Source organism: Sorangium sp. So ce887 (genome assembly GCF_051521455.1).
Lineage (GTDB): Bacteria > Myxococcota_A > Polyangia > Polyangiales > Polyangiaceae > Sorangium.
The window spans coordinates 4,988,275-5,001,026 of record NZ_CP150354.1 but is presented as its reverse complement, the minus strand read 5'-3'; the positions used below and the strand labels follow the sequence as shown (position 1 = coordinate 5,001,026).

The 12,752-nt window shown below is 71.6% G+C and carries 11 protein-coding genes; 3 read left to right on the top strand and 8 right to left on the bottom strand.

The window, feature by feature from the left end; all coding sequences use genetic code 11:
* Positions 1 to 100: 100 nt before the first annotated feature.
* Positions 101 to 862 carry a hypothetical protein gene (locus tag WMF36_RS18545; RefSeq protein ID WP_437580943.1) on the top strand — a complete coding sequence of 254 codons (762 nt, stop codon included), beginning with the start codon at positions 101 to 103 and terminating at the stop codon, positions 860 to 862.
* A gap of 7 nt (positions 863 to 869) precedes the next feature.
* On the opposite strand, the gene WMF36_RS18540 is transcribed toward WMF36_RS18545, so the two are convergent.
* The 5 genes from WMF36_RS18540 to WMF36_RS18520 form a co-directional block, all read right to left on the bottom strand.
* Positions 870 to 1,658 (bottom strand): hypothetical protein, encoded by a 789-nt coding sequence (locus tag WMF36_RS18540; protein WP_437580942.1) that lies wholly within the window; start codon positions 1,656 to 1,658, stop codon positions 870 to 872.
* Between the two features lie 286 nt (positions 1,659 to 1,944).
* The gene (locus WMF36_RS18535; RefSeq protein WP_437580941.1) at positions 1,945 to 3,822 is read right to left on the bottom strand and encodes a serine/threonine-protein kinase; all 1,878 of its coding nucleotides are present in this window, start codon (positions 3,820 to 3,822) and stop codon (positions 1,945 to 1,947) included.
* Positions 3,823 to 3,961: 139 nt separating this feature from the next.
* Positions 3,962 to 4,279, bottom strand: coding sequence for a Rieske (2Fe-2S) protein (locus WMF36_RS18530; protein WP_437580940.1), 318 nt, complete (start codon positions 4,277 to 4,279; stop codon positions 3,962 to 3,964).
* Positions 4,280 to 4,290: 11 nt separating this feature from the next.
* Positions 4,291 to 6,735 (bottom strand): nitrite reductase large subunit NirB, encoded by a 2,445-nt coding sequence (nirB, locus tag WMF36_RS18525; RefSeq protein WP_437580938.1) that lies wholly within the window; start codon positions 6,733 to 6,735, stop codon positions 4,291 to 4,293.
* A 3-nt stretch (positions 6,736 to 6,738) separates the two neighbouring features.
* Positions 6,739 to 7,083, bottom strand: coding sequence for a molybdopterin oxidoreductase (locus tag WMF36_RS18520; protein ID WP_437580937.1), 345 nt, complete (start codon positions 7,081 to 7,083; stop codon positions 6,739 to 6,741).
* A gap of 173 nt (positions 7,084 to 7,256) precedes the next feature.
* Between WMF36_RS18520 and WMF36_RS18515 the strand changes: the two genes are divergently transcribed.
* Positions 7,257 to 8,810, top strand: coding sequence for a GMC family oxidoreductase (locus tag WMF36_RS18515; protein ID WP_437580936.1), 1,554 nt, complete (start codon positions 7,257 to 7,259; stop codon positions 8,808 to 8,810).
* On the opposite strand, the gene WMF36_RS18510 is transcribed toward WMF36_RS18515, so the two are convergent.
* Positions 8,719 to 9,255, bottom strand: a complete 537-nt coding sequence (locus tag WMF36_RS18510; RefSeq protein WP_437581935.1) for a DUF1552 domain-containing protein — start codon at positions 9,253 to 9,255, stop codon at positions 8,719 to 8,721. The two genes, WMF36_RS18515 and WMF36_RS18510, sit on opposite strands and share 92 nt — an antisense overlap.
* Before the next feature lie 538 nt (positions 9,256 to 9,793).
* On the opposite strand from WMF36_RS18510, the gene WMF36_RS18505 reads away from it, so the two are divergent.
* Positions 9,794 to 10,453, top strand: coding sequence for a hypothetical protein (locus tag WMF36_RS18505; RefSeq protein WP_437580935.1), 660 nt, complete (start codon positions 9,794 to 9,796; stop codon positions 10,451 to 10,453).
* Between the two features lie 82 nt (positions 10,454 to 10,535).
* Here the strand turns inward: WMF36_RS18505 and WMF36_RS18500 are convergent, their stop codons facing one another.
* The gene (locus WMF36_RS18500) at positions 10,536 to 11,576 is read right to left on the bottom strand and encodes a lipase secretion chaperone (protein WP_437580934.1); all 1,041 of its coding nucleotides are present in this window, start codon (positions 11,574 to 11,576) and stop codon (positions 10,536 to 10,538) included.
* 16 nt (positions 11,577 to 11,592) lie between these two features.
* Positions 11,593 to 12,504 (bottom strand): esterase/lipase family protein, encoded by a 912-nt coding sequence (locus tag WMF36_RS18495; protein ID WP_437580933.1) that lies wholly within the window; start codon positions 12,502 to 12,504, stop codon positions 11,593 to 11,595.
* Positions 12,505 to 12,752 lie beyond the last annotated feature (248 nt).

Sequence of the window (12,752 nt, the reverse complement as noted above, 5' to 3'; positions counted from 1 at the left end):
CTCTCGGCTCACCGTCGTGTGTCGTGTGCACGGCGACCTACTTGCTCACCCCCGGCGCGGCTAGGCTGGCCGCTCCAGACCAACCCGAGCTGCGCTGCCCATGAACCCCACCCTCGATCTCGATGACCTCCATGTATCCTATGCTTACACAACGGCTGTCCGGCTCCTCAGCCTGGACAGGGTAACGCCTTTCTGGCCCGAGCTCGGGCTCCGGATCGACGACGTCGAGGAGGTGAAGACGGCCGCGCGTCGCTGCTTCCGGGCGGAGATCGAGCTCGAGGCGCTGGAGGACGATGAGCGGGACGATGACGGCATGCTCGCGGTGCACATCGCGGCGTTCCTCACCGACGTGGAGCGCACCCAGGGCTCGACGGCTGCGGCGCAGCTTCGCGCGTGGATCGAGGAGCGCTTCTTCGTCCTCGGACAGGAGCCGGACTGGCGGATCATGTGGCACGTGCTCGTCGCGTGGCTGCCGCGCCGCAAGGAGCACCGCGTCGCGAGCTTCGGCCTGCCGCTCGGCAAGCTCGCCAAGCTCTTCGAGATCGCCCGAGCGTGGGCGGAGACGGCGGACGCGCTGGATCGGCGCATCGCCGAGACGGAAGCGCTCCCGCTGGAGGGATGGGACGCCGAGGCCTACGCGGCTTACCGGGGCGACGAGCCCGACCGGACCCCCCTCACCGGGCTATCGCAGCACCTGGCCGCGCTCGCGTTCGAGCGCACCTGGGGTGCGATTCAGCGGCTGCTCGGCCCGGCGGAGATGGACGCGCTCGAGCGCTGGGGTCAGGCGGAGGTCCTGGCCCACATGGATTCGATCTCGCACCACTCGGCGCGGATCCCGCCAGAAAGCCGCAGCCTGTCATGAGCACGATCTAAGCGCGCGCCGCTGGCCGGAAGCGGGCGAGCAAGGAAAGGGGCACGTCGGGCAGCGGCGGAGGCACGGCCTCGCCGAGCGCGAGGAGACTCAGCGTCTCCTCGGTGAAGTGCCCCGCGAACTGGCGCCGCCGCGCGGTCAACCACGCGTCGATGGAGGCGGCGCCCTCTTCGCGCGCCGCCTGGATGTCGGCGAGCTCGTCGGCATCGAGGGACGTCGTGGCGATGAAGTCCTGCACCGTCTCGAGGACCTCGTGGAACCGCGCGAGCTCGGTCTGGATGCCCTCCGCGACGAGGGCAGCCCACGTGGCCTGATACGAGGGGACCGGTACCTCGGCGAGGTGCTCGATGCGCTGGACGCAGGCCTTGGCGCGCCACGTCCGGCTCGGTCGCTCGATGGATGCGCCGAGGTAGTCCTCGAGCTCGCCGCGGTCGCCGACGTCAGGCACCTCGGCGGCGGCCGAGAGCGCCCGCGGTCGCCACCGGCTCACGAACCGGTCGAGATCCGCCACGAGGTCGGGCAGGTCGGGGTCGCGCGGAGGCCGCAACGACCGCCATTGACGCCACTCTCCGAACGAGCGCTGCCCCCCAACGACGCTCGCGTGATAGACGCCTTCGGCATGAATCTCCGGCGTGTACCCCGCGAGGAGCGCGCGCGTCTGGACCTCCGGGAGACCCACGACGTAAAGGAACGCGCAGACGCGCCTGAGCTGCTCGTGCGCCGGCGGGCTGAGCGCGGGCAATGCGAGATCGCGGAGCAGGGTGTTCGGCGCGGGCAAGGAGGCCATGATCCTATAAAAAGATACATGGGGCTCGCACCCCGCCGCAACCTGGGGAATCCCCTCATTTTGTGCCCGTATACAGCGGGAAATTGAACAGGGAGGCGGGGAGGCGGGGAGTTTTTCTGAGATTTTACTCCCCGCCTCCCCGCCTCCCCGCCTCCCCGCCTCCCTGTGAATTTTCCGAAAAATTTGAGGAGATTCCTCAGCGCCGCAACCGCCAGCGCGACATCGTGCTTGTGCGGGCGCTCCGGTCTCGTCTCTCGTCTCGGATGGACCGTCCCGAGGGCCCGACTCAGCGGCGCAGCAGCGTCTCCGTCCCCGCCAGCGTGCCACCCAGGCTCGCCCATCGCCCGGTGAGCTGTCTGCCCTCGATCGCATAGCTCACCACCCCGACCTGCTGGCCCGGCGACCAGCCCACGACGAGCTGGTCGCCCGAGCGGAGGCCCACCCCCTTCAGCATGCCGCCGGTGCTCAGCGTCCAGGTCACCGCGTACGTGTCGCCCGTGCGCGCGATCACGACCGTGCCTCTCCGGGGACCCTCGACGATGCTGTAGCTGCCGGCCAGCCCTTCGGACCCCTGCAGCGTCTCGACCTCGATCCGGCCCGGCCGGTCGGTGGAGATCCACTGCCCGCGGAGGCGATCGCCGTCGATGCGGTAGGCGGCCGCGCCGTACGGGCCGCCGCTCGCCCAGCCCACGGCGACGGTCTGCCCCTGCACGAGCGCGATCCCCTCGTAACCGGCGCCCTTCGTGATGATCCAGGCGATGCGGTACGTGTCCCCGCTCCTCGACAGGAGGACGTTGCCCGCATAGCTGCCCTGCCCGCCCGGGTTGCGCGACGACGTGATGTCGTAGGTGCCGGCCAGGTGGATGTCGCTGGCCGTGGCGGTGCTCGATGGGCTGAGCGGCGCCGTCGGGGCGCTGCCGGGGGTCGCGCCGGCGCTGCCGGCGCTGCCGTACAGCGGCGGGAGGGCGGTGGGCTCGGTCGCGCGCAGGCGCTCCACGACCACGATGCCGCCGACGACGAGGGCGGCGACGGCGAGCAGCCCGCCGCCGGCGATCGCGAGCAGCAGGCCCCAGGGCGCCTTGCGCACCGGTCGGGCCTGGACGAGCGCCAGGGTGCCGCCGGACATGCCGCCGACGTCGGTGCCGGCCATCGTCGGGTAGGTCGGGCCCGGGTACGCCGGCGGCGAGCCCGTGGTCCCCGGCGGGGCCGGCGCGAACGGCCCCGGCGGCGGGGCCGCGGACCGGGGGACGGCCGCGGCGAGCGCGGGATCGAGCGCCGCCATCGCGTGCGCCGCGTCGGCGAAGCGAGCGCGGACGTCGCGCGCGACGCACGCGGCGAACCAGGCGTCGAAGCCCGCGGGGATCAGGTGCTGGCAGCCGTGGCGCGCGGCGCGGGCGGACGCCGGCTCCAGCGGGACGAACAGCACCTCGCGCATGAGCGACATGACCGAGGCGCTCGGCCCGCGGGTCGGCTCGAGCCAGTACATGCGCCCGGTGAGCAGGGTGAAGGCGAGCAGCCCGAGCGCCCAGACGTCCGACGCCGGGGTGACGTGCTGGCCAGCCTCGGTCTGCTCGGGCGCCATCCAGAGCGGCGTCCCGACCGACGCGGTCACCGCCGTGGTGGCCCGCGCCTCGGCCACGATCTTCGCGACGCCGAAGTCGAGCACCTTGACCTTGAAGCGGACGTTCTGCTGCCGCGGCCGCGCGATGAAGATGTTCTCGGGCTTGAGATCGCGGTGCACGACGCCCGCGCGATGCGCCGCCGCGAGCGCGTGGCACAGCTGCCCCATCAGCTCGCGGACCTCGTCGGGCGGCAGCGCGCCGCGCTGCGCCACCACGGCCGACAGGTCGGCGCCGTCGAGCAGCTCCATCGCCAGCCAGGGGGTCTGCGTCGCCGGATCGACGCCGGCCGCGACCACCTCCACGACGTGGTCGCTCTCGATGCGCGCCCCCACCCTCGCCTCCTGCTCGAAGCGCTCGCGGAAGCGCGGGTCCTGCGCGAGCTGCGCGTGCATCAGCTTCACCGCGCGCGGCTTGCCGGTGGAGAGCTGCTCGGCCACGAGCACGGCGCCCATGCCCCCCTGGCTCAGGGGACGAACGATACGGAAATCGCCCCCGAGGACGGTGCCGGGGGCGAACGGTGCGGCTGTCGTGAAGTCGGCCATGGCGAGAGGGAACCCTTCGAGCGGCGTCGCGGGCGACGCGCCCCGGTAGCGTACCCCCGGACGCGCAATCCAGGGGCGCCGCAAAGCGCCCGATGCCGCCGCCGCCGCCAGGCTCGGGCCCCCGTCGCGCCGGGCGCGGTCAGCCCCCGTCTCGCTCGATCCGCACAACGATCTGGTTCGTCGCGCTCAGACGTACCGGATAGGTCTTGAGCCCCGGCCCGCCGTTCAGGGCCTCTCCCGTCTGCAGGTTGAACTTCTGCGCGTGCAGCGGACACACGAGCGTGCAGCCACCGAGCAGCCCGTCGACGAGCGGGCCACCGCGGTGCGGGCAGGCCGCCTGCGTGGCGAACACGCGGCCGTCCCGCGCGAGGAAGACCGCGATGCGCTCGGAGCCCACGTCGAACGCGCGCCCCTCGCCCGGCGGGATCGTCGAGAGGGGGCCCAGGGTGATCTCCATGTCGCGCCCCTTCATTGCACGATCGGCAGGACCGACCGGAACTGGTTCGGCGTCGCCGGGGAGTACGCCTCTCTCCACGGATCGCGGTACGCCTCGACCGTCTTCTGCATCTCCGCGTCGAGGCGCGCGGCGATGCCCTCGCTGTCGTCCACGACGACGGCGCGGATCTTCTGGATCCCGAGGCGCTCGACGAAGCCGTACGTCCTCTCCAGGTACCTGGCGTTCTCGCGGTAGTACTGGATGAAGCGGCCCATGAGCCGGAGCACGTCGGCGTGCGCGTCGACCACGCAGAGCACGTCGCCCTTGCGCACGTGCGCGCCCGCCGCGCCGCCGACGTAGATCTCCCACTTGCCGCCCTCCACCGCGACGGCGCCGACGTCCTTCACCATCGCCTCCGAGCAGTTGCGCGGGCAGCCCGCCGTCGCGAGCTTCAGCTTCGCCGGCGTGTCCATGCCGCGGAAGCGATCCTCGATCTTCACCGCGAGGTCGATGCTGTCGCCGAGGCCGAACCGGCAGAAGTCGGTCCCGACGCAGCTCTTGCACGTGCGGTACGATTTTCCGTAAGCGAACCCCGAGGGCATGTCGAGGTCGCGCCACACGGCGGGCAGGTCCTCCTTCTTCACGCCGAGGAGGTCGATGCGCTGGCCGCCGGTCAGCTTGACGAGCGGCACGCGGTACTTGTCGACAACGTCCGCGATCTTCCGGAGCTGCGCCGCCGACGTGACGCCCCCCGGGATCTGCGGGATCACGCTGAAGGTGCCGTCCTTCTGGATGTTCGCGTGCACGCGGTCGTTGATGAAGCGCGCGTCGCGCTCGTCCTCGTACTCGTGGTGCCACACCGTCCGGAGCAGCGACGCGAGCCCCGGCTTGCTGCCCGGGTCCTCGACCCCGCCCGCGAGCTCCCGGAAGACGGCGGACACCGACCGGAGCCCGCGCTCGCGGACGGCCTGGATGAGCTCCGGCTTGCTCAGCGGGACGCCGGGCACGTAGTAGCTCGCCGCGGGGTCCTGCTCCGCCGCGCCGCCGCACGCCCACGCCACGATCTCCGAGACGAGCTGCTTGCAGGCGCCGCAGCCCATCCCCGCGCGCGTCGCGTCCATGATGGCCCGGGAGCTCCGCTTGCCGGAGCGCACGCACGCGACAATGCCCTCCTTGCTGACGCCGTTGCAGTTGCAGACCTGCATCTCGGGCGGCATCTCCTCGAGGGTCGCCTTCGTCGAGGGCGCGCCGAGGTCGAACAGCAGCGACAGCCGCTCGTCCGGGAGCGGGGTATTCTTGTCGAAGGCCTGCATCAGGTACGCGGCCTTGCTGACGTCGCCGAGGAGGATGCCGCCGAGCAGCCGCCCGTCGCGGATGATGAGCTTCTTGTACGTGCCCTTCTTCGGCTCGAGGAACTGCACGATCTCGTCCCGATCGTCGGCCGGCTCGGTGATGCCCATCGAGGCGAGCTGGATGCCCATGACCTTCAGCTTCGTGGCGACCTTCGAGCCCGAGTAGGTCGCCTTCTCGTTGCGCTTCGTGATGTGGTCGGCCAGCACCTTGCCCTGCTCCCAGAGCGGCGCCACGAGCCCGTAGACGTGCCCGCGGTGCTGCGCGCACTCGCCGACGGCGTAGATCCTCGGGTCGTCGGGCGAGCGCATGTGGTTGTCCACCACGATCCCGCGCTCGACGGTGACGCCGGCGCGCAGCGCGAGGTCCACGTTCGGCCGGATGCCCGCGGAGATCACCACGAGATCGCAGTCGAGCACCTCGTCGTCGGCGAAGCGGAGCCCGGTCACGCGGTCGTCGCCGAGCACCTCCTTGGTGCTCCTGTTGAGGTGCACCGTCACGCCGAGCTGCTCGAGCGTGGTCCTCAGGATGGCGCCCGCCGTGGCGTCGAGCTGCTGTCCCATCAGGTGGCCGCTGATGTGGACCACGTGGACGTCGATCCCGAAGTTCTGCAGCCCGCGCGCCGCCTCGAGCCCGAGGAGCCCTCCGCCGATGACCGCGGCGCGCCGCTTCCCCTTCGCGTAGGCGGCGATCCTGTGGCAGTCGTCCAGGGTGCGGAACACGAACACGCCCGGCTTCTCCCGGCCGCCCTCGAGCCGCACCCCCTGGATCGGCGGGATATAGGGCGAGCTGCCCGTCGCGATGATCAGGTTGTCGTACGACGCGACGATCTCGTGCTCGCCGGTGACCTGGCGCGAGTGCCGGTGGATGGCCCGCGCGCGCACGCCCGCGTGGAGCTGGATGCGATTCTCCCGGTACCACGCGAGGGGGTTCAGGAAGATCTCGCTCGCGTCCTGGGAGCCGTTCAGCACCTCGGAGAGCAGGATACGGTTGTAGTTGCCATAAGGCTCGTCGCCGAAGATGGTGATCTCGAACTGCTCTGCGCCGCCGCGCGCGAGGATCTCCTCCACGGTGCGGACGCCGGCCATCCCGTTGCCGATCACCACGAGCTTGCGCTTCTTCTGCATGGCTCAGATCTCCGCCAGGCCGATGTCGATCGTCGCGAGGCCGCGCACCCCTTCGGGCGCGCCCACGGACAGCTCCAGCACGCTCTCGGGGTGGATGTCCTCGACGATGACGAGCGGCACGTGGATGGCGCCTCTGGCGCCGATCGGGAAGTAGCGCATCGGCTGGCCGTCGCGCTTGAGGAGCAGGTAGATGAGCTCGGACGTGGAGTTGCCCGCGCGCAGGTAGATGAGCTGCGCGCGCTTGTCTCGCGGGACGGTGTACCCGATCGCGGGACGAAGGGGGACCGGCTGCTCCAGGCCCTGCCCCTCGAACGCGTAGACACCCTGTATGAACCTCGGTGTTTCCAATGTGGCCTCCCGGGCGAGTGGGCAGACGGGCGCGCTCCGCCGTCGGGTGGGCGCGCGCCGCGTGGGACGCGATGCAACTGCACGACAGTCATACAGCGCACCCAGTTTCGAGGGCACGTTGCCGGGCGACGCGATCCCGTGTAGGTCGAGTTTCCAAGGTGTTTCGAACGTCGTTGTCCACTTCGTCCCGCCCTGAGAGCGCCGCAGAGCTCGTCGTGGTCGGGGCCGGCTCGGCGGGCGCCGTGATCGCGGCGCGCGTCACGGAGCGCGCGGATCGCGAGGTCCTGCTGCTCGAGGCGGGCCCGGACTACCCGGACCCGGCGCGCCTGCCCGCCGACCTGCGGGACGGCACCCGCAACTCGTGGCTCGCGCACGACTGGGGCTACCGCCACCGGCCGACGCCCGGGCAGATCATGTTCCTCTTCCCGCGCGGCAAGGTGGTCGGCGGCTCGTCGGCCGTGAACACGTGCATCGCGATCCGCGGCCAGCCGTACGACTACGACGAGTGGGCAGCGCTCGGCCTGCCCGAGTGGGGCTTCGACGCTTGCCTCCCCTATTTCAAGCGCCTCGAGGACGACCGCGACCTCGGCGAGCCCTGGCACGGCCAGGGCGGCCCGGTGCCCATCCGCCGCGCGCGGCGCGAGGAGCTCGTGCCGTGGCAGGCGGCGTTCGTCGACGGGTGCAGGGAGCTCGGCCACCCCGAGTGCGCGGACACGAACGATCCGCGCGCGCCCGGCGGCGTCGGGCCGCACGCGATGAACAAGATCGACGGCCAGCGCATGAGCGCGGCGCGCTGCTACCTGACCGCCGAGGTGCGCCGGCGGGAGAACCTGCGGCTCCGGCCGCGCACGACGGTGCGGCGGGTGCTTGTGCGGAACCGCCGGGTCGAGGGGGTCGAGATCGAGACCGACGGGCGGGTCGAGGTCGTCGCGACGCGGAAGGTGGTGCTGAGCGCGGGCGCGATCGCGACGCCCGGGATCCTCCTGCGCAGCGGGATCGGGCCGCGGGCAGAGCTCGCGCGCCTCGGGATCGCGCCCGTGTCCGACGTGCCCGCGGTGGGGGCGCGGCTGCTCGACCATCCGGGGGCGGCCATCGGCCTGTGGCCGCGCCGCCGCGGGCTGATCGACGTCCTGCGCCAGCCGCTCGTCCAGACGGTGCTCCGCTACACATCGCGCGGCAGCCCGTACCCGAACGACATGCAGCTCCAGCCGGGCTCCTTCTTCCCGCTGCACCCGCGCTTCACGATCCCGGCGTTCGCCATCGCGTGCTGCATCGGCAAGCCGCGCGGCGTCGGCCGCATCGAGCACCTGAGCGCCGATCCCCACGCGCGGCCGCGCATCGTCTCGAACATGCTCGTCGACCGCGACGACCTGGCGCGCGCGGTCGACGCGATGCAGCTCGCGTACGAGGTCGCCCGCACGGCGCCGATGCGCGAGCTCGGCTGGTTTCTCTGGCCGACGGAGCGCACGCTGATGCGGCGCGAGGCGCTGGAGCGGTGGATCTACCGGAGCTGCGGCTCCGGCTACCACCCGTGCGGGACGGCCCCGATGGGGCCCGAGGGGGACCCGGCGGCGGCGGTCGACGGGCGCGGGCGCGTCCGCGGCGTCGAGGGGCTGATCGTCGCGGACGCGAGCATCATGCCGACCATCCCGAGCGTGAACACGAACCTGACCGCGCTGATGATCGGCGAGCGGTTCGGCGAGTGGCTCCGCGAGGGCGCTGTGTAGCCTGTCGTCCTCGGCCAGATAGCCATCGAGCGCGCGCGAGCGCGTCAGCTGCCGTTCGGCTACCGCAGGATCTCCTCGAGCAGCCTGTTCGGCTCGCCCCGGAGATCGCGAACTCGGAGCGAGCGTCGTCCAGCATGTGGGTGACGACGCGCGTCACGTCGCATTGAATGGCCATGACGAGGAGATCCATCATGACGTTCGCGTGATCGTCGTGCCTGTACTCACCGGCTTCCGTGCTGTCGTTCTCGTTGAGCCCCTCCTGCGGCCCCGGCGGCTCGGGCACCATACCGGGCGCGCCGCGCGGCGCGCAGCCCAGGTTGGCCGGGATCGTCGACTGGACCCGGGCGACGTTCTTCTCGATCTCCCGCAGCGAGTCGACAGTGCACGAGAGGCTCAGGAGACACCCCGCAACGGCGAGCCGGAGACCCGCGGTGATCCCGTGCATGAGGGAGAGGAACTCCACAGGCTTTCTCGAAAGTCAAGCGCCCGCAGCGCGCCGCGCTCCCCGCGGTTCCTCTCGTGAGGTGTGTATTCCGCCGGGACGAGAACCGGGCCGGTGTGCCTGTCGGAGCCGAGCGTCGCTCTCCAGGTCCTCCCCGGACGCAGGACCCGGCGTCCTGAGGAATCCCCTCAAACTCTTCGGAAAATTCACAGGGAGGCGGGGAGGCGGGGAGTAAAATCTCAGAAAAACTCCCCGCCTCCCCGCCTCCCCGCCTCCCTGTTCAATTTCCCGCTGTATACGGGCACAAAATGAGGGGATTCCCCAGCCCGGCGTCTCCCCTCCAGGAAGAGGAATCCCGGCGGCGCAGAGGACTCGACGGGAATCGCAGAGAGCCTCTGTGCTCTCCTTGCCCTCTGTGCTCTCTGTGCCTCCGTGGCTCGGATCTCGGGCTTTGGAGCCGACCTGTGCTCCAGGCATCTCCAGGGGGCCCGGGGCTTGCTCTCTCCAGCGCAGGTGCGTTTCATGGCACCGGGAGGGGCTCATGCGGACTTCGAAGATGGGGAGAAACAGCCGTAGGTCAACTGGAGGGAGAGCCGTCGTCGCGGGGCTCGCCGGGCTTCTCGGGCTCGGCGTCTGTCTCGGCATCTCCAGCGCTTCCGCGGGCGACGCCACACAGGTCGTCTCGCCTCAGGCCTCGGCGCAAGGCAGCCTCGGGCCGCAGCGGGCCGCGATCACCACGCAGCAGAGCGCCGCCGCCACCACCTACGTCGCGAATCCCGAGAGGAGGCGCTGGATCATCACGGGTGCGTCCACGCTGGGCGGCTTCTGGACCGCGTCGGCCCTCTACGGCGCCGCCCTCTCGCTCGAGCGGCCGGAGGCCCGCCTCGTCTCCCAGTGCACCAAGTGCGCCTGCTCCGTCGTCCGGCAACGCGGCAGGCTCGCGCCCAGCCCCACCTCGCTGCTCATCCCCGTCGCCGGCCCCTGGATCCACCTCGGCACGGGGCGGCACTCGGCGGCCGGCGCGGTCGGCCTCTCCGTCCTGGGCGCCGGCCAGGCCGTCGGTCTCGGGATGCTGCTCGGCGGCGTCGCCTTGCCGCGGCTTGTGCGCGTGCCGGTGCAGCGCGGCCGCGTGCTCCAGATGGGCGCAGCGCCGCTCGTCACCGCCGACGGGCTCGGGCTCTCGATCCACGGCTCGATGTAGCCACGGCTCGATGGTGCCGCTTGGCGGCCCGATCGCGGGACGCACCTCGCCGCGGCGGGTTCGCGCCGCGCCGGCGCGCGGGTCACGGCGCGGCGCCCAGGATCGCCCGCACGCGCAGCCGCTCCTCCGGCGTGAACGCGCGCGCGAGCAGCGCCTCCTCGGCGGCGCGCCGCGCTTCCGGATCGGCCTCGGTCGCCGCGATCGCCGCGCGCGCGTCGGCGAACGCGTCGAGGCGCTGCTGCCACGCCGCCCGCTGCCGGTCGAGCTCCGCGAGCCGGTCGGCGGCCTCGGGGCCCACGGTCGCGACCCGATGCGCGTGCAGCTCCTCGTCCGAGGCGCCCGCGTCGCGGAGCGCCTGCTCCTCGGCCCGCTGGACGAGCGGGCGCACCGCCGCCTCCCGCGCCTCGCGGAGGTGCTCGGGCAGCGCCGCCTCGACCTCCGCGATCCGCGCGTCGCGCTCCTCGGGCGAGAGGGTCGCGTCCGCGAGGAGGCGGGACGTCTCGATCGCCGCCTCCCCCTCCCGCTCCTCGTCGCCGAACAGCTGCGCCGCGACCTCCGCGCCGAGATGCTCTCGCCGGATCTCGCGCAGCGCGGCGAGCCGCTCCGCCGGATCGGCCGCCTGCGCGACGCGCGCCGCGCCGGCCGCCTCGCGGTAGCCGAGGTACCGGTCGAGCAGCGCGATCGCCTGCTCCGCCGCGCGGCCCGTGGCGCGCTCCCGGATCGCCGCCACGATGCGGGCCTTGATCGCCGCCGCCGGCTCCTCGCCGGTCGCGCTGAGGAAGTAGTCGAACAGCGAAAGGAGCTCGGGGCCGACGATCAGATCGCCGTTCGCGTCGACGAGCACCGCGCCGTCGACGTCGGTGCCGCGAAGCGAGGGCGCTGCGGCCTGCCGCGGCGCCGCGGCGGGCGGCGCGACCGACAGCGCCTGCCGGAGGCGCGCGGGGGCCGGCGTCGTCGACAGCGCCGGCAGCGCTTCCGTCCGCCAGCGGCGCGCGGCCAGCCCGCTCGATCGGGCGCTCGGCGCGGACGGCCTGGGCCGCTCCCGCGAGGCGAGCTGCCCGGCGCAGAGCAGCGCGGCGAGCGCCATCGCCGCGAGGAGAATGTTCCTTCCACGACGCTCCACGAGGGCCCTCGCCGGCTCAGAGACCGACGTTCTTCAGGCGGCTCGCGTGCGCCCGGAACACGGATTTCGGGTTCGGGCCAGACAGGTTGATGAACCCGAAGAGCTGATTCACCTCGTCGAGGTGGTTCATCCCGTAGTCGTCGCGGACCACCTCTCCCAGGTGGGAGCTGCACCTGCCCACCATCCCGTCGTTCGACTCCGAGTACAGCTTGGAGATGAGCCCGAGCGACAGGTCGGTCGGATCGAGGAGGCTCGTGACGATCCCGGTCCCGGACCACGAGAAGAAGCGCACGCCGTTCTCCTCGGCGGCGCCCTGCCCGCACCGGCCGTCGGGCAGCCCGTCCGGGTAACGCGCATTGAACTCGCGCATCCCCTCGGCGGAGAGCGACCTCACGGCGGCGATCGAGTCCTGAGCCGTCGAGCGCCCGCTGAGCAGGCTGAGCACCGAGCCGAGGCTGTTGGCGAGGAACGAGAGCGCCCCCTGGGCGAGCCCGCCGTCGCGGAGGTTCTCCTGGAGATAGCTGGCGAGCTCGGCCCCCTGGTGCGGCGCCCCGATCGTGGTCACCGAGGCGACGAGATCCGGCCGCACCGCGGCGACATACCGGACGTCGAGCCCTCCATGGCTGTGCCCGATCAGGTTCACCTTCCCGCTCCCGGTGCGCGCGACGAGTTCCTCGACCTGCGCGAGCAGCGCCTCCCCGCGCGCCTCGGTGCTGTCGAACTGCGGCACCGCGGTCGCATACACCTCCGCCCCGCCGGAGCGCAGCGTCGACGCGATCCCCCCGAAGTAGTCGACCACACCGAACATTGCCCTGAAGCCGGCCATCCCGTGACAGAGCACGATCGGATACTGCGTCTTTGCATAGCTCTTCAACGACAGAGCCGCCTCGCCGACCTCGGCGCGCTCCGCGTCAATCGCCTCATCCATCGACGCAACGCATCCTTGCGAGAGCAGCACAACGGCAGCTCCCGCCGCACAGCGCAATGCGTCAATCCACATTCGGCACCCAGCCCCTCGTTTTCTCTCGACTCTCTGCTGATTTCGAGCAGGTGTGACGGTGGTAGGTAGTGCAGCGCGCGTGTTGGAGGAATGAGCTCGTCTGATCACCTGTCACCTCTGATAGAGTATTTTTTTAATTCGAATCAAGAGGAACTCACAGGCTTTCAGCGCAACAA

What these genes read in the sequence shown, in the direction of transcription:
- WMF36_RS18510 (WP_437581935.1), bottom strand. Translation starts at nt 9,255, where the DNA reads ATGCACGGGATCACCGCGGGTCTCCGGCTCGCCGTTGCGGGGTGTCTC.
- WMF36_RS18535 (WP_437580941.1), bottom strand. Translation starts at nt 3,822, where the DNA reads ATGGCCGACTTCACGACAGCCGCACCGTTCGCCCCCGGCACCGTCCTC.
- WMF36_RS18545 (WP_437580943.1), top strand. Translation starts at nt 101, where the DNA reads ATGAACCCCACCCTCGATCTCGATGACCTCCATGTATCCTATGCTTAC.
- WMF36_RS18530 (WP_437580940.1), bottom strand. Translation starts at nt 4,279, where the DNA reads ATGGAGATCACCCTGGGCCCCCTCTCGACGATCCCGCCGGGCGAGGGG.
- WMF36_RS18495 (WP_437580933.1), bottom strand. Translation starts at nt 12,504, where the DNA reads ATGGATGAGGCGATTGACGCGGAGCGCGCCGAGGTCGGCGAGGCGGCT.
- nirB (WP_437580938.1), bottom strand. Translation starts at nt 6,735, where the DNA reads ATGCAGAAGAAGCGCAAGCTCGTGGTGATCGGCAACGGGATGGCCGGC.
- WMF36_RS18505 (WP_437580935.1), top strand. Translation starts at nt 9,794, where the DNA reads ATGCGGACTTCGAAGATGGGGAGAAACAGCCGTAGGTCAACTGGAGGG.
- WMF36_RS18540 (WP_437580942.1), bottom strand. Translation starts at nt 1,658, where the DNA reads ATGGCCTCCTTGCCCGCGCCGAACACCCTGCTCCGCGATCTCGCATTG.